The organism is Leucobacter sp. WKLB1 (genome assembly GCF_059696215.1).
Map to the genome: position 1 here is coordinate 1707937 of NZ_AP046115.1, position 21021 is coordinate 1728957.

At 65.6% G+C, this 21021-nt stretch carries 18 protein-coding genes and 3 tRNA genes; 8 read left to right on the plus strand and 13 right to left on the minus strand.

The window, feature by feature from the left end:
• Positions 1-13: 13 nt before the first annotated feature.
• The 4 genes from ndk to ileS all read right to left on the minus strand — a co-directional run bounded on the left by ndk (position 14) and on the right by ileS (position 5720).
• A complete protein-coding gene (gene ndk, locus ACZF5Y_RS07730) occupies positions 14-430 on the minus strand; it encodes a nucleoside-diphosphate kinase (RefSeq protein ID WP_053353044.1) in 417 nt (138 codons plus the stop codon).
• Positions 431-499: 69 nt separating this feature from the next.
• Positions 500-988 (minus strand): DUF4233 domain-containing protein, encoded by a 489-nt coding sequence (locus ACZF5Y_RS07735; RefSeq protein ID WP_497535208.1) that lies wholly within the window; start codon positions 986-988, stop codon positions 500-502.
• Positions 985-2328, minus strand: a complete 1344-nt coding sequence (locus tag ACZF5Y_RS07740) for a bifunctional folylpolyglutamate synthase/dihydrofolate synthase (protein ID WP_497535209.1) — start codon at positions 2326-2328, stop codon at positions 985-987. Before ACZF5Y_RS07740 ends, ACZF5Y_RS07735 begins: the two co-directional genes overlap by 4 nt.
• Positions 2325-5720: an isoleucine--tRNA ligase gene (ileS, locus tag ACZF5Y_RS07745; protein ID WP_497535210.1), complete on the minus strand. Its 3396-nt coding sequence runs from the start codon at positions 5718-5720 to the stop codon at positions 2325-2327. The genes ACZF5Y_RS07740 and ileS overlap by 4 nt, the downstream gene beginning before the upstream one ends.
• Positions 5721-6428: 708 nt before the next feature.
• Between ileS and ACZF5Y_RS07750 the strand changes: the two genes are divergently transcribed.
• From ACZF5Y_RS07750 to ACZF5Y_RS07785, 8 genes are all read left to right on the plus strand, one after another.
• Positions 6429-7760, plus strand: coding sequence for a quaternary amine ABC transporter ATP-binding protein (locus ACZF5Y_RS07750; RefSeq protein ID WP_497535211.1), 1332 nt, complete (start codon positions 6429-6431; stop codon positions 7758-7760).
• Positions 7760-8665 carry an ABC transporter permease gene (locus ACZF5Y_RS07755; RefSeq protein WP_497535212.1) on the plus strand — a complete coding sequence of 302 codons (906 nt, stop codon included), beginning with the start codon at positions 7760-7762 and terminating at the stop codon, positions 8663-8665. Before ACZF5Y_RS07750 ends, ACZF5Y_RS07755 begins: the two co-directional genes overlap by 1 nt.
• 55 nt (positions 8666-8720) lie before the next feature.
• On the plus strand, positions 8721-9620 hold the full coding sequence (locus ACZF5Y_RS07760; protein WP_497535213.1) for a glycine betaine ABC transporter substrate-binding protein: 900 nt from the start codon (positions 8721-8723) through the stop codon (positions 9618-9620).
• Between the two features lie 126 nt (positions 9621-9746).
• Positions 9747-10250, plus strand: a complete 504-nt coding sequence (locus tag ACZF5Y_RS07765) for a GyrI-like domain-containing protein (RefSeq protein ID WP_497535214.1) — start codon at positions 9747-9749, stop codon at positions 10248-10250.
• A gap of 127 nt (positions 10251-10377) precedes the next feature.
• Positions 10378-12972, plus strand: coding sequence for a valine--tRNA ligase (valS, locus tag ACZF5Y_RS07770; RefSeq protein ID WP_497535215.1), 2595 nt, complete (start codon positions 10378-10380; stop codon positions 12970-12972).
• 2 nt (positions 12973-12974) lie between these two features.
• Positions 12975-13301, plus strand: coding sequence for a Fe-S oxidoreductase (locus ACZF5Y_RS07775; RefSeq protein WP_497535216.1), 327 nt, complete (start codon positions 12975-12977; stop codon positions 13299-13301).
• A 9-nt stretch (positions 13302-13310) separates the two neighbouring features.
• Positions 13311-13928 (plus strand): hypothetical protein, encoded by a 618-nt coding sequence (locus ACZF5Y_RS07780; protein WP_497535217.1) that lies wholly within the window; start codon positions 13311-13313, stop codon positions 13926-13928.
• A 3-nt stretch (positions 13929-13931) separates the two neighbouring features.
• Positions 13932-14504, plus strand: coding sequence for a histidine phosphatase family protein (locus ACZF5Y_RS07785; RefSeq protein ID WP_497535218.1), 573 nt, complete (start codon positions 13932-13934; stop codon positions 14502-14504).
• Between the two features lie 26 nt (positions 14505-14530).
• Here ACZF5Y_RS07785 and clpX read toward each other — a convergent pair whose 3' ends face one another.
• The 9 genes from clpX to ACZF5Y_RS07830 form a co-directional block, all read right to left on the minus strand.
• Complete coding sequence (gene clpX, locus ACZF5Y_RS07790) at positions 14531-15802, minus strand: ATP-dependent Clp protease ATP-binding subunit ClpX (RefSeq protein ID WP_497535219.1); 1272 nt, start codon at positions 15800-15802, stop codon at positions 14531-14533.
• Positions 15803-15916: 114 nt separating this feature from the next.
• Positions 15917-16588, minus strand: coding sequence for an ATP-dependent Clp protease proteolytic subunit (locus ACZF5Y_RS07795; RefSeq protein ID WP_497535221.1), 672 nt, complete (start codon positions 16586-16588; stop codon positions 15917-15919).
• A gap of 26 nt (positions 16589-16614) precedes the next feature.
• Positions 16615-17229, minus strand: coding sequence for an ATP-dependent Clp protease proteolytic subunit (locus ACZF5Y_RS07800; RefSeq protein ID WP_497535316.1), 615 nt, complete (start codon positions 17227-17229; stop codon positions 16615-16617).
• A 144-nt stretch (positions 17230-17373) separates the two neighbouring features.
• Positions 17374-18882, minus strand: a complete 1509-nt coding sequence (gene tig / locus ACZF5Y_RS07805) for a trigger factor (RefSeq protein ID WP_497535222.1) — start codon at positions 18880-18882, stop codon at positions 17374-17376.
• A gap of 56 nt (positions 18883-18938) precedes the next feature.
• Positions 18939-19016 (minus strand) — tRNA-Pro (locus tag ACZF5Y_RS07810).
• 165 nt (positions 19017-19181) lie between these two features.
• A tRNA-Gly gene (locus ACZF5Y_RS07815) sits at positions 19182-19255 on the minus strand.
• A gap of 75 nt (positions 19256-19330) precedes the next feature.
• Positions 19331-19879 (minus strand): gamma carbonic anhydrase family protein, encoded by a 549-nt coding sequence (locus ACZF5Y_RS07820; RefSeq protein WP_497535223.1) that lies wholly within the window; start codon positions 19877-19879, stop codon positions 19331-19333.
• A gap of 81 nt (positions 19880-19960) precedes the next feature.
• Positions 19961-20033 (minus strand) — tRNA-Asn (locus ACZF5Y_RS07825).
• Positions 20034-20115: 82 nt separating this feature from the next.
• The gene (locus ACZF5Y_RS07830; RefSeq protein WP_497535224.1) at positions 20116-20964 is read right to left on the minus strand and encodes an ATP-binding cassette domain-containing protein; all 849 of its coding nucleotides are present in this window, start codon (positions 20962-20964) and stop codon (positions 20116-20118) included.
• Positions 20965-21021 lie beyond the last annotated feature (57 nt).

A 21021-nucleotide genomic window follows, 5' to 3' on the forward strand; every position in this document is an offset into this window, starting at 1 on the left:
GGTGTGCTGCGTGTTAGGCGAACCAGAGTCCCAGCTCGCGTGCTGCCGACTCGGGCGAGTCGGAACCGTGCACGAGATTCTGCTGCACCTTGAGGCCCCAGTCGCGGCCGAGATCGCCACGGATGGTGCCGGGAGCCGCGGTGGTCGGATCCGTGGTGCCGGCCAAGGAGCGGAACCCTTCGATGACGCGGTCACCGGTTGCGCGGATCGCGACCGACGGGCCCGACGACATGAACTCGAGCAGGGGCTCGAAGAACGGCTTTCCCTCGTGCTCGGCGTAGTGCGCGGCGAGCAGCTCGCGGTCGGCGTGCACGAAGCGAAGATCGGTGAGCGTGTAGCCCTTGGCCTCGATGCGACGGATGATCTCGCCGGTCAGTCCGCGGGCGACGCCGTCGGGCTTCACCAGGATCAGGGTCTCTTCTGCCGACATGCATACTCCTCATGGTTCGGTGATCGGGAAGTGCTCGGGCGGGTGGCCCGAGCACTGAGTGTAGCGAATTCAGGCGGTGTCGCCCTGTGCTGCGATCCACGCGGCGCGGTCGCGGTCGATGCGGGCACCGCGCACCATGCAGTAGATCCAGAGCGCGGTGAACAGCACGCCGACGATCAGCGCCATGGGCAGGATGATTGCGGTGAGCAGCATGAGTGCGTGCAGCACCCATCCGGTGATAATGCCGAAGCGGCCGCGACGCATCCCGGCGAGGCCAACGAGAATCACGACCGCGAGCCCGCCGCCCAGGTAGAGGCCGAGCTCGCGCGGCTCCAACGTCGCGAGCCCGAACAGCGTGAGGCCGATCAGCACCACGATGAAGAGCTCGAAGCCGAGCACCACGGAGGCCAGGGCCTTCTGCGTGGACGCCGGGCCACGCCGGGCACCCGCGATGCGCATGGCAGAGTTGTGGGCCGCGGTCTCAGACGGAGACAACTGCAGTTCGGGATCCTGCCCGCCCGATCCCTGCCCGTCGCGCTCGGGCTGCGAGCCGCTCATGCGATCCCCCAGCCCTCGGCACGCGCGAACGCGATGGCTTCGCCGGCGAGGAGCACGCTTCCCACGACGAGCACGGCGCGGCCGTCGGCGCGTGCCGCCCAGGCGCGTGCCTCATCCAGTGCTTCGGGGAGCGACTCGGCGACCTCGATCGGCGTGCCGGGAATCTCCTCCTCCGCGAGCTCGCGCAGCTCATCGCCGTCCGTGGTGCGCGGCGAGTCGACGGGGGTCACCGTGACGCGGTGCGCAATCGGTGCCAGCGTCGAGAGCAGCCCGGTGGCATCTTTCTCGGCAAGCACGCCCACGACGAGCGCGAGCTCTTCGAACGAGAACGACTCGCTGACAGCCGTGACCAGCGCGGCGGCACCGTGCGGGTTATGCGCCGCGTCGACGTACACGATCGGCTCGGTTCCGATGAGCTGGAGTCGACCAGGTGAGGTCAACGCTCCGAAGCCGTCGTCGACGACCTCAGTCGGCAGCGGGCGATCCGCACCGAAGAACGCCTCGGCCGCGGCGATCGCGAGTGCCGCGTTCTCGGCCTGGTGGTGACCGAACAGCGGCACGAAGATCGGATCGTAGGCGAGACCGGAGAGCCCGACGACATCGATCTGGCGCCCGCCGACTGCGAGACGATCATCGGCAAGCGCGAAGTCGCGGCCCTGCACGTAGAGTCGCGCGCCGTGGCGGGCAGCCGCGTCTTCGAGCTCGGCGAGCGCGTCGACCTCTTGCTCAGCCGTAACCACCGTCGAGCCGTCCTTGATGATTCCGGCCTTCGTCCGCGCGATCGTCTCGACATCGGGGCCGAGAATCGCGGTGTGGTCGAGACCGATCGGCGTGAACACGGCGACCTGGGCCTCGACGATGTTCGTCGCGTCCCACTCACCGCCCATGCCAACTTCGATCACAGCGACATCGACCGGTGCGTCGGCGAACGCCGCGAACGCGAGCACCGCGAGCGCCTCGAAGAAGGTGATCGGCCCGTGCCCGGCGGCGACGAGCTCGGCATCGACCACCTCGAGGGGCAGCTTCAGCTCGTCCCACGCTCCGGCGAGCACGGAGCCGTCGATCGGCTCTCCATCGAGCTGGAACCGCTCGGTGAACTCGACAAGGTGCGGGCTGGTGAACAATCCAGTGCGGAGCCCGTGCGCCTGCATGAGCGAGGCGATGGCGCGACTCGTCGACGTCTTGCCGTTCGTGCCCGCGACCTGGATCACCGGATAGGAGAGCTGGGGCGACCCCGCGAGTTCGGCGAGTCGGCGCACCGGCTCGATGCGTGGGCGCGGATTCGCCTCGCCGACGCGCTCGAGGAGTTCAGCGTAGACGCGTTCCGCCGGGCCGGTCATTCCGCGCCTCCGCGCGTCGAAGCGGACTCGGTCGCATCGATCGTGATGACGATCGGGGCTTTCTCAGCACCGATGGCGCGGGCTCCCGACACGTGAACCCCGCCACCCGGGGAACCGAGATCATCGACGATCGCATCGATTCCGATCGCCTCTTGCACCGCGAACCCCTCGGCGAGCGTCTCGGCGGCGATGAGTGCGGCGTGCGCCTCCAGCGCCTCGACGTGTGCAGGCTCTGCGTTGATCGCGAGTACGATCCGGTCGCTGACGTCGAGGCCGGCGTTCTTCCGCGCCTCTTGGACGGCGCGGATCGCATCGCGCGCGATGCCCTCGGCCTCAAGCTCGGTCGTGAGCACGGTATCGAGGATCGCGAAACCGCCACCGGGCAATAGCGTCAGAGCCGGTCCGCCGTCGGCTTCGCCGGACCCCGCGCGCAGGGTGAGCTCGTACTCGTGCGGTTCGAGCGCGATGCCTCCCGCAACAACGACGCCATCGGTTTCACTCCAATCACCGGTTTTCGCCGCCTTGATGGCCTGCTGCACGTGCTTGCCGAGTCGGGGGCCTGCCGCGCGGGCGTTCACCGCGAGCGTCTGCACGATGCCGTGCTCGTCCGCACTCGTCTCGGTCTGCTGCACGAGGCGCACGGACTTCACGTTGAGTTCCTCGCGGAGGATGGCCGCGAACGGCTCGATCGCGCCGGGGTGCTCCGCGACGACGGTCAGTTCTGCGAGCGGCAGGCGCACGCGCAGGCCGCGGCTCTTGCGGAGGGCGAGCGCCTGCGACGTGATCTGGCGCACCTCGTCCATCGCGTCGACGAGCTCGTCGTCGCCCGGGAACTCCGCGGCATCGGGCCAGTCGGCGAGGTGCACGGATCGGCCTCCGGTCAGGCCGCGCCACAGCTCTTCGGTGACGAGCGGAGCGAGCGGGGCGGCGACGCGCGCCACCGTCTCGAGCACGGTGTACAGCGTGTCGAAGGCCTGCTGGTTCTCGGGCTTGCCGTTGTCACCCGCAACGCCTTCCCAGAACCGGTCGCGCGATCGCCGCACGTACCAGTTGGTCAGCACCTCCGCATAGGCGCGCAACGCTTCAGCGGCCGAGGTGGTGTCGAGCCCTTCGAGGTGGGACTGCACATCGCGGACGAGGCGCCCCGTCTTCGCAAGGATGTACCGATCGAGCGGGTCGGTCGAATCGGTGCGACGTTCGGCCGTGAGACCGTCGGCATTCGCATACAGCGAGAAGAAGTACCAGGTGCTCCACAGCGGCAGGATGAACTGTCGCACGCCCTCGCGAATGCCCTCCTCGGTGACGACGAGGTTTCCGCCGCGAACCACAGGCGACGCCATCAGGAACCACCGCATCGCGTCGGAGCCGTCGCGGTCGAAGACCTCGTTCACGTCGGGGTAATTGCGCAGCGATTTCGACATCTTGTTGCCGTCGGATCCGAGCACGATGCCGTGGCTGATCACGTTGGTGAATGCCGGGCGATCGAAGAGCGCGGTCGCGAGCACGTGCTGCACGTAGAACCAGCCGCGGGTCTGGCCGATGTACTCGACGATGAAGTCGGCAGGCTGGTGCGTCTCGAACCACTCCTGGTTCTCGAACGGATAGTGGGCCTGCGCGAACGGCATCGATGCGGAATCGAACCAGACGTCGAGCACGTCTTCGATACGGCGCATCGTCGATCGGCCAGTCGGGTCATCGGGGTTCGGTCGCGTGAGATCGTCGATGTACGGGCGGTGGAGGTCGACCTCGCCGTCGGCATTCCGCGGCAGCTCGCCGAAGTCCGCCTCGATCTCGGCAACCGAGCCGTAGACGTCGACGCGCGGGTACTCGGGGTCGTCGCTCTTCCACACCGGGATCGGGCTGCCCCAGTAGCGGTTGCGGCTGATCGACCAGTCGCGCGCACCCTCAAGCCACTTCCCGAACTGACCGTGCTTCACGTTCTCGGGGACCCAGGTGATCTGTTCGTTGGTCTCGAGCATGCGTTCCTTGATGTCCGTGACGCGCACGAACCAGCTGGAGACCGCCTTGTAGATCAGCGGATTGCGGCAGCGCCAGCAGTGCGGGTACGAGTGCTCGTAGCTCTGCTCGCGCAGGAGGCGCCCGCGCTCGCGCACGAGACGGATGAGGGGGCGGTTCGCATCCATCCAGAGCTCACCGGCGACGTCGGTCACGGCAGCAATGAATCGGCCACCCGCGTCGACGCTCACGATGGTCGGCATGCCGGCAGCGGTCGTGATGCGGTAATCGTCTTCGCCGTAGGCGGGCGACTGGTGCACGATGCCCGTGCCGTCGGTGGTCGACACGTAGTCGTCGGCGAGCACCTGCCAGCAGTGCTCGGTGCCCCACGTCTCGACATCGGAGAAGTAGTCGAAGAGTGGCTCGTACCGGACACCGCTCAACTCTGATCCCGGGATGACCCGGGAAACCGCAGCGACTGCGGCGTCGGCCGAGTCGTAGCCGAGATCCTTGGCGTGCGCGCCGACCAGATCTTCGGCCAACAGGTACGCGGCTGTAGCGTCGGCGCCGTCGCCCGCCCCCGCCGGGCCGGCGGGCACCACGGCGTAGGCGATGGCCGGTCCGACCGCGAGCGCGGCATTGGTCGGGAGCGTCCAGGGCGTCGTCGTCCAGGCCAGAGCGCGCACTCCGGTCAGGTCGAGCTCAGCCGCGCGCTCCCCGGTGAAGGGGAACGCGACGGTCACCGACGGATCCTGGCGCATCTGATAGACGTCGTCGTCCATGCGCAGTTCGTGGTTCGACAACGGGGTCTCGTCACGCCAGCAGTACGGCAGAATCCGTGAGCCCTCGTAGGCGAGACCCTGATCGTACAATCGCTTGAACGCCCAGATGACGCTCTCCATGTACGTCAGATCGAGCGTCTTGTAGCCCCGCTCGAAGTCGACCCAGCGCGCCTGACGGGTAACGTAGTCCTCCCACTCGCGGGTGTACTGCAGCACCGATTCACGAGCCTTGCCGTTGAACGCCGCAACGCCCATCTCTTCGATCTCGGACTTCTCGGTGATGCCGAGCTGTTTCATCGCCTCGAGTTCCGCGGGGAGGCCATGGGTATCCCATCCGAACCGCCGCTCGACCTTCTTTCCGAGCATGGTCTGGAATCGCGGGAAGACGTCTTTGGCGTAACCGGTCAGCAGGTGACCGTAGTGCGGCAGGCCGTTCGCGAAGGGCGGGCCGTCGTTGAACACCCACTCTTCGGCGTGTTCGCGCTGACGGATCGACTCCGCGAATGTGTCGTCGGCCGACCAGAAGTCGAGCACGCACTGCTCGATCTCGGGGAACCTGGGGGAAGGCGAAACGCCGAATGCTGCGCCCGCTGCGGGCGACGAGGTTGCGGCGTGGTCTGACGGGGTTCCCGTGGGCTGCTGGGGATACGGCATGGGTCCTTCTCGATTCCGGCGTCGGTCGTTACTCCTGCTGCCGGGACGAGCTCCGGATCGCAATCCGTCTCCCGCGGTACCACCCCGCTTGCCACCACTCGCCCGGTGCCGGGCGTCGCGGTAACCGCTTCATTCGGCGATGACGGGCCGTGACCGTTCGGTTCTACTGCGCCGAGCGCATTCCGGTTTCCCGGAACCCAGCCGGCGGTTCTTCCGAAGACTCCCCGGTGATGGCCGGATCGCAGTCGCTAGGGAGAGTCTACCTCAGCAGGAAGCGTCTCCCCTGCGGGCATCAGCAAGGGGTGCGCGCGGACCAGGAAGCCGTGCACGAGGCCGTCAGCCGAGCCGAGATCGCCCACTTGATCACGAAGAGGTAACGATACGATTTGTGCAAAACCCCAGCTCACGTCGCATAAAACTCAGTATCCCGGGCGTGTTTTTGCCCTCCGCACCTTGCACATCCGTGCAACACGTTGTTAGCGTCGAAGCAGCGTTGAGGCCGGCCGCGTGCCAGACCTCCGAAATCACGCCGGGGAAATTCTGCCGAAATTCGGTACCCGATGCGTCGGAGGATCACGGGCGGCTCCGTCTCCGCAATAGATAACTGGCCAATCGTGAGGCCGCCAGGCGAGACGCGCCCTGAAACTGCCGCGTAACCGTTGATGTATGTGGCGTGCCTCCGATTTCGTCGTGCCATGAAACGAGGAGTTGAGAGTGACCAGTACAACCGCATCACCCGCAATCGAGGTGTCACATGCGTACAAGGTGTTTGGGCGCCGCCCGAAGGAAGTGGTGAAGCGCCTCCGGAAGGGCGCGACGCGCGACGAAGTTCGCGGTCAGGGAACCGCAGCGGTCATCGACGCCAGTTTCACCGTGGCCCAGGGCGAGATATTCGTCGTGATGGGACTTTCCGGTTCAGGAAAGTCGACCCTGATTCGTATGCTGAACGGCCTGAACGAGACGACCGATGGGTCGATCACCGTATTCGGGAACGAGGTCGTCGGCCTCAGCGGATCTGATCTCCGCGAGCTCCGCCGCGACCGGATGTCCATGGTCTTCCAGCACTTCGCCCTGTTGCCCCACCGATCCGTGCTCGACAATGTCGCGTACGGGCTCGAGTTGCAGGGCGTCGGCCTGGCCGAGCGCCGCGAACGCGCCGGCGCTTGGCTGGAGCGCGTCGGACTCTCGGGCTGGGAAGACCGCCTCCCTGGAGAGCTCTCGGGCGGGATGCAGCAGCGCGTCGGCATCGCCCGCGCCTTCGCCGCAGACACTGACATCTTGCTCATGGACGAGGCCTTCTCGGCACTCGACCCGCTCATCCGACGCGAGATGCAGGAGCAGTTGGTTGAGCTGCAGCAGGAACTGAACAAGACGATCGTCTTCATCACGCATGACCTCAACGAGGCGATGTTCCTCGGCGATCGGATCGCCGTGATGCGCGACGGCCGCATCGTGCAGGTCGGCACCCCCAATGACATCCTGACCGATCCGGCGAACGACTACGTCGCCCAGTTCGTGCAAGACGTCGACCGGGCTCGGGTGCTGACTGCCGGCGACGTGATGGAACCACCACGCGCCGTGGTGCCGGCGAGCGCCGGACCGAGGACGGCACTGCGCACCATGCGCGATCTGCAGACGTCCGCGTGCTTCGTCACCAGCGGGTCGCGGAGGCTGCTCGGCGTCGTGCGCGACAAGGACGTGCTCCGTCAGGTGCGCGAGGGCGGCACCGACATCACCGAACGGCTGCGCCCGACGCCATCGATCGTGAAACGTGAGCAGTTGATTTCCGAGCTCTTCGAACTCGCGGTCGAGAGTCCGCTCCCGGTTGCCGTCACCGACGATGAGGATCGCCTGATCGGCGTGGTGCCTCGTGTCACGCTGCTCGCAGCGCTCACCGACCTCCCCGCCGTCACGACGGAGATTCCGGTCATCGAACCGACGCCGACGATTCCCGCCGACATGATTACCGCAACGCTCGGCGAGACCTCGGAGGCCGATGCGGCCGAAGATCTCGCCTTCGGAACTGAGGAGGTGCGCTGATGGACGACTTCCGCATTCCGCTCGGCGACTGGGTCGCCTCGGCCCTCGACTGGATCAAGGACACCTTCGACGGGCTCCTCGACGTCATCACGATCATCGTGAAGTTCTTGGTCGAGGGCCTCGCCGACGGCCTCGCCTCCGTGCCGGCCATCGTGCTCATCGTCGTGTTCGCCCTCATCGGTTGGGTGGTGCGTTCGTGGCAGCTCGCGGTCGGCACGATGGTGACGATGCTCCTCATCGTCGCCATGAATCAGTGGGAGAACGCGATGCTCACGCTCGCACTCGTGCTGATCGCCGCTGCGATCGCCATCGTCATCGCGGTGCCCCTCGGCATCGCAGCGGCCCGGAATGACACCTTCAGTGCCGTGTTGAAGCCGGTGCTCGACTTCATGCAGACGATGCCGGCCTTCGTCTACCTGATTCCCGCAGTGACGTTCTTCACCGTCGGTTTCGTGCCGGGCGTGTTCGCCACCGTGCTGTTCTCGGTCGCGCCAGGTGTGCGGTTCACCGAGCTCGGAATCCGGAGCGTCGACTCCGAGACCGTCGAGGCCGGATACGCGTTCGGTGCGGCTCCGGGCAAGATCCTCAGGGGCATCCAGCTCCCCCTCGCCACGCCCACCATCATGGCTGGAATCAATCAGGTCATCATGCTGGCGCTCTCCATGGCAGTCGTCGCCGGCATCACCGGCGCCAACGGCCTCGGCAAAGAGGTGGTGGCGGCGATCTCGACGCTCGACACCGCCAAGGGCGTCGAAGCCGGCCTCGGCGTCGTGATCCTCGCCGTATTCCTCGATCGCGTCACCGCGGCCCTCGGCAACCCCGGCGATTACCCCCGCTCCGTGCTGGGCACGCTGCGCCGGCGACGGGACGCCGCGCGCAAGCAGACCGTCGCGAAGGCCGCCTGACCACACCTCACTTCCCATTTGGCGCACCCCGGTGCGCCGCACGAAAGGACGAATGATGCAGAATAAACGAACGATTGCCGGAGTCATCGCCCTCGGCGCCGCGGTTTCTCTGGCCCTCGCGGGGTGCTCGAGTGACGGCGGATCGGCCGATGGGGGCGACAAGGGCACCGTCAAGCTCGGCTACCTGCCGGCCTGGACCGACGGGTTGAGCACGGCCTACCTCCTCGAAGACCAGCTCGGCAAGATGGGCTACTCGGTCGAGATGGACGAGCTGACCGAGGCGGGCGTGCTCTATGCGGGACTCGCCGGCGGCGACTTCGACATCTACCCCTCCGCCTGGCCCGAGTTGACCCACGCGTCGTACATGGAGCAGTACTCCGACGACATCGAAGATCTCGGCGCCTACTACGACGGCGCGGTGCTCACGATGGCGGTTCCCGACTACGTCGACATCGATTCGATCGAAGATCTTGCGGGCGACGCGGAGCGCTTCGACGGCCAGATCATCGGCATCGAGCCCGGTGCGGGCCTGACCAAGCAGACGCAGGAGGTGGCGATGCCCGAGTACGGCCTCGACTCGGACTACGAGCTCGTGACCTCATCGACCGCCACGATGCTCGCGACGCTGCAGGACAAGATCAAGAGCCAGGAAGACGTCGTAGTGACCCTGTGGCGCCCCTTCTGGGCGAACGACGCGTTCCCCCTAAAAGATCTTGCAGACCCCAAGGGTGCCATGGGCGACCCGGAGTCGCTCCACTTCCTCGCGAAGCAGGGCTTCTCGGAAGATATGCCCGAGGTTGCCGATTACATCGCAAAGATCAAGCTCGATGATGAGGCCTACGGCGCTCTCGAAAGCCTGGTGACCGGTGACGAATACAAGAACGACCCGCAGGGCGCCGTGGATGCGTGGCTCGAGGAGTACGGCGACGCCTACCCGGGGCTGATCGCCAGCTGATCGTCTCCTTCGCTGCGCCGCGCGCGGGCCGACTCACGGGACACTCCCCGGAGTCGGCCCGTGCGCGGCGTTTAGAATCGAAACGGCGGGCGGATCCGGCCCGAACGGCACCCCAGGAGGCACCCGATGAGTACGTCCCCCGAAGCAGCACCCGGGCCAGAGATCCGCGAACTGCCGCTCATCCACCTCGTGGTGGTGCGCGAGACCGTTCCTTTCGATCAGTTGCCGTCGTTCTACGATCGCGCGTATCCGACGCTCTTTGGCGCGCTCGAGCGCTTCGGGGGCGCCCCCGCCGCTCCCCCGATGGCGGTCGTGCACGGCAACCCCACTGACGCCGGCCTCGACCTCTCCGTAGCCGTGCCGGTTGCGTGTTCGCTCGCGGAGCTCGGCGACCCGGATGATGTGGCGGTGTCCTCGGAAACGATCCCGGCCGCGCGCACCGCAACGCTGCTCGTGCGCGGCGACTACTCGGGTATCGGCCCTGGATATCAGCGGCTGCACGAGTGGATCGTCGCAGCGGGCGAGACAGCCAGCGATATCTCTTGGGAGCAGTACCTCACCGAACCCGAACCGGGCGGGGACCCGGCACTGAATGAAACACTGCTCGGGGTGCCGCTCCGCGCTCAATGACCCGGGTAAGCTGGAGGTCACACCATCAGGCACCAGTGCAGCGAAATCTGCCGCACGATCACGCGGTGCCGTCCACATCGAACCCCGATCCCGCGACGTCACGGGATCGAGAAGCGGAGCCCCACGCATGAGCGCGATTCCCGACAAGCCGGCACTCGAAGGCCTCGAAGCGAAGTGGGGCCCGGTCTGGGAACAGCAGGGCACGTACGCTTTCCCGCGCGAGCGCGCGACACGGGAAAACGTCTACAGCATCGATACGCCGCCGCCCACCGCTTCGGGTTCGCTGCACGTCGGGCACGTGTTTTCATATACGCACACCGATACTGTCGCGCGCTATCAGCGCATGCAGGGCAAAGACGTGTTCTACCCGATGGGCTGGGATGACAACGGCCTGCCCACCGAGCGACGCGTGCAGAACTACTACGGTGTGCGCTGCGACCCGACGCTGCCCTACGTCGAAGGGTTCGTGCCTCCGCACGAGGGCGGCGACGGCAAGAGCATCAAGGCGGCGGATCAGCAGCCGATCTCGCGCCGCAACTTCATCGAGCTCTGCGAGCGTCTGACCGAGGAAGACGAACAGCAGTTCGAGGCGCTGTGGCGCACCCTCGGCCTGTCGGTGGACTGGACGCAGAGCTACCGCACCATCGGACCCGAGTCGTTGCGCGCCTCGCAGCTCGCGTTCATCCGCAACGTCGAGCGCGGCGAAGCCTATCAGGCTCAGGCGCCGACGCTGTGGGACGTCACCTTCCGCACCGCGGTCGCGCAGGCCGAACTCGAAGATCGCGATCAGCCCAGCGCCTACCACACCCTTGCGTTCCACAAGTCAGACGGATCGGGCGACATCCTCATCGACACGACCCGCCCCGAACTCCTCGCCGCGTGCGTCGCGCTTGTCGCGCACCCCGACGACGAGCGGTACCAGCCGCTGTTCGGCAGCACCGTGCGCACCCCGCTGTTCGACGTCGAGGTGCCGATTGTCGCGCACCACCTCGCGCAGCAGGACAAGGGCACCGGCATCGCCATGATCTGCACCTTCGGCGATGTGACCGACGTCATCTGGTGGCGCGAACTCAGCCTGCCGAACCGCGCAATTCTTGGCTTCGACGGGCGCGTCATCGCCGAGGCCCCCGATGCGATCACCAGTGAGGCCGGTCTCGCCGCATACGCGGACATCGCGGGCAAGACGGTCTTCAGTGCCAAGCAGACGGTCGTCGAGGCGCTGCAGGCGTCGGGCGAGCTCGTCGGCGACATCCGCAAGATCACGCACCCCGTGAAGTTCTTCGAGAAGGGCGACAAGCCGCTCGAGATCGTCTCGACCCGTCAGTGGTACATCGTCAACGGTGCGCGTGACGAGTCGCTGCGCGAGCGGCTGCTGGCACACGGCCGTGAGCTGTCGTGGCACCCCGACTTCATGCGCGTGCGCTACGAGAACTGGGTCGAAGGCCTCTCGGGCGACTGGCTGATCTCGCGCCAGCGCTTCTTCGGCGTGCCGATCCCGGTCTGGTACCCGCTCGATGCGGAAGGCAACCCCGTCTTCGATCAGCCGATTCTCCCTGCCGCTGAGCAGTTGCCGGTGGACCCGTCGAGCGATGTGCCTGCGGGGTACACCGCCGATCAGCGCGGCGTCGCAGGTGGCTTCCAGGGCGAGGTCGACGTGATGGATACGTGGGCGACGTCGTCGCTCACCCCGCAGCTTGCGGGCGGGTGGGAGCGAGACTCCGAGCTCTCTGATCTCGTCTTCCCCTACAGCATTCGCCCACAGGGCCAAGACATCATCCGCACGTGGCTCTTCTCGACGCTGCTGCGGTCAGAACTCGAGAGCGGTCAGCTCCCCTGGCAGCACGCGGGCATCTCGGGGTGGATTCTTGATCCCGATCGCAAGAAGATGTCGAAGTCGAAGGGCAACGTGGTGACTCCCGCGGGCATGCTCGACCAGCACGGCTCGGATGCAGTGCGCTACTGGGCGGCCTCCGCGAAGCTCGGCACCGATGCGGCGTTCGACCCGCAGAATCCGACGCAGATCAAGATCGGTCGCCGCCTTGCGATCAAACTGCTGAACGCCGCGAAGTTCACTCTGAGCTTCGACGCGTCTGGCGCGGGTACCGTCACTGAGGCACTCGACCGCTCGGTGCTCGCCGGACTCGCCACAGTGATCGATGACGCGACGCGCGCGTTCGAGAACTACGATCACGCCCGCGCGCTCGAGCTCACCGAGTTCTACTTCTGGACCTTCTGCGACGACTATCTCGAACTCGTGAAGGAGCGCGCCCATAACGGCAGCGGACAGACCCAGGCCTCGGCGGTGACCGCACTCCGCACCTCCCTCTCGGTGTTCGTGCGGCTGCTGGCTCCGTTCCTGCCGTACGCGACCGAAGAAGTGTGGTCGTGGTTCGGCGAGGGTTCGGTGCACCAAGCCGCGTGGCCGGTGGCCGCGGAAGCGACCGATCTCGCGGGCGAGGGCGCCGATGCGGGGCTGCTCGGCCTCGTCGGTGCTGCACTGGTCGGCATCCGCGGTGCGAAGACCGCCGCCAAGGCCTCACAGAAGACGCCGGTCTCCGTTGCAGTCATTCAGGCGCCCGTCGCTGACCTGCCGCGCCTTGAGTCTGCCTCGGTCGATCTCGCGGCCGTCGGTCGCATCGCGGAACTGCAGCTCGTTGCGGCGGATGACGACGCCTCGGGTGTGGTCGTCGCCGACATTCAGCTGGCGCCGGTGGAGGCCTAAGCATGCAGCTGGGGGCGCGGTGGCAGACGGGGGCGGCCCCGCACCGCAGCGTGCCCCCGCTGCTGCATGCCGCTATCGCGAACCAGGAATCGGTACATCCGAACGCAGTCTCTTGGACGCTGACGTGGCTGGAGGGCCGACCGCGCTGCGTGCTTGACGACATCGCCTTCGTCGGGCTCGACGCGCGCGGTCGCGTGCTGAGCGGAGCACTCCCTGCCGCATCCCCGGCAGATCGTGCGGGGGCATGGGAGCCGGTCAGCGGCTCGCCGCTGTCTGCAACAGGTCGCGGTGAGCATCTCGACGGCGACGAAGATGACTGGTTGAGCTGAGGAGTACGCATGACGAAACGACCGCCCGTGAAGCTTCGTGCAGCGGTGCTGCTCGCAACCAGTGCGGCGTTGGCCGGCATGCTCGTCGGCTGCGCCCCCGAACCCACTGCGGGTCGAGGTTCGTCAGACTCGAAGACGTCCACTTCGACGAGCGCCCCGTCAACCCCCAATGCCTCGAGTGACAGTGCGGCCGAGAACACGGGAGAAACCTCAGACGACGCGAACGCTCACGCCACCGCCGACAGCTCTGCGAAGGGCGGCGATGGGAGCGGCAGCTGGGAGGAGACCGGCATTCCCGGCGGCGGCGAGGGCAAATCGGCGGTGCTCCCTGCATCGTTCCCGACCACTCAGTTCGTCGTGCCCGCCGGAGCAACGATCGACGATGCCGGTGAGCGTTCAGCGAGCGCCTGGTTCGTCGTGCTGCGTGCGCCGAATCGCGCTGGTGCTGACGCGCTGTGGCAGAGCGTCATCTCGCAGAGTGGATTCACCGTGTCGGCCTCAGATGAGTCGGGCGATGGCGGAATTTCAGCGCACCTCGACGGGGGTGGGCTCAGCGTCGAGGCGCTGCTCATCCCGAACGCCGATGGCTCTGTACTGTTGAGCTACGATCTCGAGCACGCAGGCTAGTCGGTGCGACTCGCGCTCATCCGTCACGGCCAGACTGACTGGAACCGTGCCGGTCGTATGCAGGGTCGCACTAATATTCCGCTGAACGCGGCCGGACGCGCACAGGCGTCGGAGCTGGCGAGGTCACTCACCGACGGCGAACCGTGGGACGCGGTGGTGTCGAGCCCGCTGGCTCGCGCGACGATGACAGCTGAGGTGCTGGCGAATCAGCTCGACCTGGGGGCGGTGCTGCCAGTGGCAGAGCTCGTCGAGCGCTCATTTGGCGCCGCAGAAGGAATGTCGCCGGCGGAAGCGCTCGAGCGTTGGCCTGATCGACAGTATCCGGATATGGAGGGCGCTCAAGCGGTGGCTGCACGCGCCAGCAGGGCGCTGGAACGCATTGCGGGGCGTCACCCTCAGCAGCGGGTGCTCGCTGTATCGCACGGGTCGTTCATTCGGCATCTTCTCGCGCACGTCGCCGGTACCCGGGTCGAGCGCATCCCACGAATCGGAAACGTGGAGATGTCGCTGCTCAGTCGAGACGCTGACGGAAAGTGGAGCGTCGATGATGTCGCCGGCGTCTCACTGGCAATGTGAGCGAGGCAATCCGACGGCGACCCGACTTAGGCGATCTCGAGGCCACCGCGTGATTGAAGGATGCGCGGAGCCGCGTCTCCCACGACTGATTCCGGAGTGACGATCACCTTGGTGATATCGCCATCTGACGGCACCTCGAACATGACGGGGCCGAGAATGCCCTCAAGAATGGCCCGGAGGCCACGCGCACCGGTCTTTCGTTCAACCGCTTGTTCAGCGATAGCTTCGAGAGCGGCGTCTTCGAACTCAAGACTCACTCCGTCGAGTTCGAACATGCGCTGATACTGCTTCACGAGCGCGTTCTTCGGTTCCGTCAGAATGCGGGTCAGTGCATCGACGTCGAGTGGATCGACCGTGGCAACGACCGGCAGTCGGCCAATGAACTCGGGAATCAGGCCGAACTTGTGCAGATCTTCGGGTTGCACCTGAGAAAAGAGCTGGTCGTCGTTTCGCTTGCTCGATACCGGAGCACCGAACCCGATACCGCCCTTGCCGAGTCGCGAGCCGACGATGTCTTCCAACCCGGCGAATGCGCCCGCAACGATAAACAATACATTCGTCGTATCGAGCTGGATGAACTCCTGGTTCGGATGCTTGCGACCGCCCTGCGGAGGAATCGAGGCGACCGTACCCTCGAGAATCTTGAGGAGCGCCTGCTGCACTCCCTCCCCCGACACGTCTCGGGTGATTGAGGGGTTCTCCGCCTTGCGCGAGATCTTATCGATCTCATCGATGTAGATGATGCCCGTTTCAGCTCGCTGCACATCGAAGTCAGCCGCCTGCAGCAGCTTCAACAGGATATTCTCGACATCTTCGCCGACGTACCCGGCCTCGGTCAGCGCCGTCGCATCGGCGACAGCGAAGGGCACGCCGAGCTGCCGTGCAAGCGACTGAGCCAGATAGGTCTTGCCGCACCCCGTCGGACCGATGAGCAGAATGTTCGACTTCGCGATCTCAACCTGTTCGGAGGCCACCTCAGCGCTCGCCAGTGTGGACATCGCTCGTACGCGCTTGTAGTGGTTGTATACCGCGACGGCGAGCGATTGCTTCGCACGCTCTTGCCCGATGACGTACTGGTTGAGGAAGTCGGCGATCTCACGCGGCTTGTGCAGCGTGAAGTCTGAGGTCTCTGGAGCCTGGTGCTCGGCGAGCCGCTCTTCAATAATCTCATTGCAGAGCGCGACGCATTCGTCGCAGATGTAGATCTGCGGGCCCGCAATGAGCTGCTGCACTTGCTTCTGCGACTTGCCGCAGAAGGAGCACTTCAGCAGCTCGCTGCTTTCGCCGATCTTCGCCATGCGGAGCTCCTTCACCTACTCGGTCTGATCCGGTGTCTTCGAGACTAGCGGGAGCCTCCGACATTGATGGGCGGCACGCCGGAGCCCCGGGGTCACCCCCGGGGCTCCGGAATACTACTGCGCGATCACCGGTTGCGGATTCTTGCGGCTCGTCAGCACCTGATCGACGAGGCCGTATTCGAAGGCTTCCTGCGCACTGAGGATCTTGTCGCGATCGATATCGCGGTTCACCTCCTCGATGCTGCGCTTGGAATGCTTCGACAGCGTCTCCTCGAGCCACTCGCGCATGCGGAGAATCTCGCGCGCCTGAATCTCGATGTCTGATGCCTGGCCGTGACCGCCCTGGCCGCTCGACGGCTGGTGGATCAGCACGCGTGCGTTCGGAAGTGCGAGCCGCTTCCCCGGAGTACCGCCGGCGAGCAGCACCGCTGCAGCTGACGCTGCTTGGCCCAGGCACACCGTCTGCACGTGCGGACGGATGTACTGCATCGTGTCGTAGATCGCGGTCATCGCGGTGAACGAGCCGCCCGGCGAGTTGATGTACATGGTGATGTCGCGCTCGGGGTCCTGGCTTTCGAGCACGAGCAACTGCGCCATGACGTCGTCGGCGGATGCGTCGTCGACCTGCACCCCGAGGAAGATGATGCGATCCTCGAAGAGCTTGGCGTAGGGGTCTTGGCGCTTGTATCCGTATGCGGTGCGCTCTTCGAAGGAGGGCAGCACATAGCGCGATTCAGGCATCTGCAGGTGCGAGCCGCCGGCCTGGGGTGCGTATGAAGTATTCATCGAGTCGATTCTTCCTGTCCGTCTCGTCAGTTGCTGCTCGTGCCTCCGCCGCCGACGACGTCGGAGGCGGAGTCGCGAATGAAATCGATGAAGCCGTACGCGAGCGCCTCATCGGCCGTGAACCAGCGATCGCGGTCCCCGTCTTCGTTGATCTGCTCGACCGACTTTCCGGTCTGCGCTGCGGTGATCTCAGCGAGACGGTTCTTCATCGAGGTGATGAGCTGCGCCTGCGTCTGAATGTCACTCGCCGTGCCGCCGAAGCCGCCATGGGGCTGATGCAGAAGCACGCGCGCGTTCGGAGTGATGTAGCGCTTGCCCTTCGTGCCCGCGGTGAGCAGGAACTGTCCCATCGACGCCGCCATACCGATACCGACGGTGACGATGTCATTCGGCACGAACGACATCGTGTCGTAGATGGCCATACCAGCGGTGATCGAGCCGCCGGGCGAATTGATGTACAGGTAGATGTCTGCTTCCGGATCTTCCGCCGCGAGCAGGAGGATCTTCGCGCAGATCTCGTTCGCGTTGTCGTCGCGCACCTCCGACCCCAGCCAGATGATGCGATCCTTCAGCAGTCGCTCGAACACACTGTTCGGTGGCGTCTGTTCAGCCATGCGGCGCTCCATTCGTTGTTGCTTGATTCGAGCGTACCGATTCGCGGGCCGCACGGGAGTCGTGTTCGCCGTGGGCGCATGGTGGTGCTCGACGACTGTGAACCTCCGCAGACGCAACGATCCCCCGTCTCTCACCGAGACGGGGGATCGTTGGAGACCGGGAGGTTCGACTTACTTGTCGCCCTCAGCTGCCTCAGCAGCGGCCTTCTTGGCGGCGCGGGTTGCGGCGGCCTTCTTCGCGGCGGCCGAGCGGGCAGCCTTCTTGGCTTCCTCATCGTCTGCAGCGGGCTCAGCTGCGGCCTTCTTCGCGGCCGGCTTCTTGGCAGCGGACTTCTTCGCCGGTGCTGCAGCGGCCTCGGCCTCGTCTGCGCCCTCCGCAGATTCGCCCGACTCGTCATCGGTATCGACCGCGGTGAACTCGCTCAGGTCGACGGTGTTGCCGGCCTGATCGACGACGGTCGCCTGCGCCAGCGCCACTGCGAGTGCCTTGTTGCGCGTGACCTCGCCGAGGATGACACCCATCTGGTTGCCCTGGCTGATGGCCTGCAGGAACTGCGTGGGCTCCATGCCGTACTGCTGCGCCGACTGGAAGATGTACTGCGAGAGCTCGTTCTGCGTGGGCGTGACACCCTCTGCCTCGACGATGGCGTCGAGCAGCAGCTGCAACTGGATCTGCTCTTCAGACGACTTGCGCACCTCAGCGCGGTGCTCGTCGTCTTCGAGGCGACCTTCGCTCTCGAGGTGGCGGTGCACCTCTTCTTCGACGAGTTCTTCAGACACGGGAATACCGGCCTGCTCGATCAGGGTCGCGGTGAAGAGGTCGCGTGCCTGCTGGCCCTGAGCGAAGACCGAGGCCTTCGAGACCTGCTCCTTGAGGCTGTCGCGAAGCTCGGCGATGGTGTCGAACTCGCTCGCGAGCTGCGCGAACTCGTCGTCGGCCTCGGGGAGCTCGCGCTCTTTGACGGCGGTCAGGGTGAGTTCGACCTCCGCGTCCTGGCCTTCGTACTCGCCGCCGAGCAGCTGCGACGTGAAGTTGGTCGTCTCACCTGCGGTGAGCGTCTCGACCGCCTCATCGGTGCCGACGAGCAGATTGCCTGCGCCGATCTCGTACGAGACTCCGCTCGCCTGGTCGACCTCGACGCCGTCGATGGTTGCGGTGAGATCGAGCTCGACGAAATCGCCCGACTTGGCCGGGCGATCCACGGTCACGAGGGTGCCGAAGCGCTCGCGCAGCTTGGTCAGCTCGTCTTCGATCGCAGCTTCGTCGACCTCTGCGTTGTCGACGGTGAGCTTGATGCCGGCATACTTCGGCAGCGTGAACTCGGGGCGCACCTCGACCTCGAAGACCAGTTCGAGCGTGCTCTTCGGATCCTTTGCGTCAGGCCACTGGGCGACGTCAGCCGTGGGGCGACCCATCGGGCGCTCCTCGGCCTCTGCGATCGCCGACTGGTAGAAGTCATCGAGCGAGGCGTTGACAGCCTCCTGGATGACGGCCTCGCGGCCGACGCGCTGATCGATGATCGGCGCGGGCACCTTGCCCTTGCGGAAACCGGGGATCGAGACCTGCTCGGAGATGGTCTTGTACGCCTGCTTGAGGTACGGCTCCAGCTCGTCGAGCGTGACCTCCACGCTTAGCTTGGCGCGGGTGGCAGTGAGCTTCTCAGCTGTCGTCTTCGGCAATTTGGCCTCTCATCATCTGAATTTCGATCGGATGCCGGTTTCGGGCCGGCGGACCCTGGTCGGGGCGACAGGATTCGAACCTGCGACCTCCCGCTCCCAAAGCGGGCGCTCTAGCCAAGCTGAGCTACGCCCCGGTGAACCCGGGTGTCCCGTGTGATGGCGCGCGAACGCGCACAACCCGAGCAAGTCTAGCCGAAACACGGGCTGAACACATGCACGTGAAACCGCTCCGAGTGTCAGCGCGGGTGTGCAATGGCTCCGGCAACACAACAGGCCCCGCCGGAGCGGGGCCTGAGAAGTGGAGGGGATGACGGGAATCGAACCCGCGTAATCAGTTTGGAAGACTGAGGCTCTACCATTGAGCTACATCCCCGTGCTGCGTGCAGCGCGTCGTGCCGAAGCACCTCACCGAGCATAGTGCATTCGCGACGAGTGTTCGAACGGTGGCTTATTCGGCGCGTGTCGCGTTGCGATGATGTGCCGCGGTTTCGAGGTATCGCGCCGAATTCTGGCGCACGGATTCGCGATCGTCCGCGTTCAATTCCCGCACGACCCGGCCAGGTACACCCACGACCAGGGAATTCGGGGGGACGACCATGCCCTGCGGCACGACGGCGCCCGCGGCAACGAGGCTCCCAGCTCCGACGACGGCACCGGTCAGCACCGTCGCGTGCATGCCGATCAGACAGCCCGCTTCAATGATCGCGCCGTGGATCATCGCCAGATGACCGACCGACACGTCATCGCCGATGAGTGCCGCGTCGCCGCGCTGCGTGTGCACCACGGCCCCGTCTTGAATGTTCGTGCGAGCGCCGATGCGCACGGCATCAGAATCCCCGCGCACGACCGCGTTGTACCAAACGCTGGAGTCTTGAGCGATCTGCACGTTGCCGACCACCACGGCCCCAGGGGCGACCCATGTGGACTTGTGGATCTCGGGCGCGCCGTACGGGGCCACCGCAATGACGCGTCCGTGCAGATTGGGGTTTTCGGTCATCATCGAATCCCATCGTTCAGCGGAGAGCAACTCGCCAGAAAATGCAAACAGCCCTTACCGAAATGGTAAGGGCTGTGGTCGCTCCCCCGGCTGGGCTCGAACCAGCGACATCCTGATTAACAGTCAAGCGCTCTGCCAACTGAGCTACAGGGGATCATTGCGTCTGCAACCCCATAAGGTTAGCAAGCTCGAAACGAGCAGTGCAAATCGAGCCGGCCCGGGCGATTCGCAGGCCGCTACTCGTCCGCAATCTCGTCGTATGCGGTGGCGCGCAGCGCCTGAGCGAGGCGCTGCACATAGCCGTGATCAGCATTGCGGAAGATCTCGTTGATGTCGCCACGTCCGACAACGCGACCCTGCTGCATCACGAGCACCTCCTGCACCAGCGCTTCCAGCATTCCGATGTCGTGGCTGATCAGCAGCATCGTCGCTCCCGTGCGCTCGCGATACCAGCGCAGCAGTTCGACGATTTTGGGTCGATTGTTCGCGTCGACGCCGAGGGTCGGCTCGTCGGCGATCAGCAGGCTCGGGTCGAGCATGAGCGACCGGATCACCGCGACGCGCTGACGCTGACCTTTCGAGAGTTCGTAGGGATACTCCTGGAGTTTCGCGAGCGGCATCGCCACGATGTCCATCATCTCCGCGATGCGCTCGCCGAGCGATTCGCGGTCGAAGTGCTTGCTGCGCTCGACGATCGGTTCGAAGAGGATGTCGCCGACATTGAGTTCGGGCGTGAGCGTCGCCCCCGCGTCTTGCGCCAGGTGCCCGACGTGGGCGGTGAGTCGTGCCTTGGCTCGACGACCCAGACGTTTCATCGGCACGTCCATCACCGTGGCTTCGCCGCCCGTCAGCTTGATGCGCGACGACTTCTCGTTCGCATCAAGCGCCCGACCCGCCAGAAACCGTGTGAGCGTCGACTTCCCCGAGCCGCTCTCTCCGAGCAGTGCGATCACGTTCCCGCGCGCGACCTCAAACGTCAGGCCCTCGACCGCTTCGAATTCCCGACCGCCGGCGTGCGCCGGGTACGAGAGTGAGAGATCGGAGACGCGGATCGTGGGATCGGCATCGACTACGGGCTGGGGCATCCTGGAAACTCCTCCGGGGTTCGCGGTGTCCTGCGGCTGTCGAAAGCCTAGGGCATG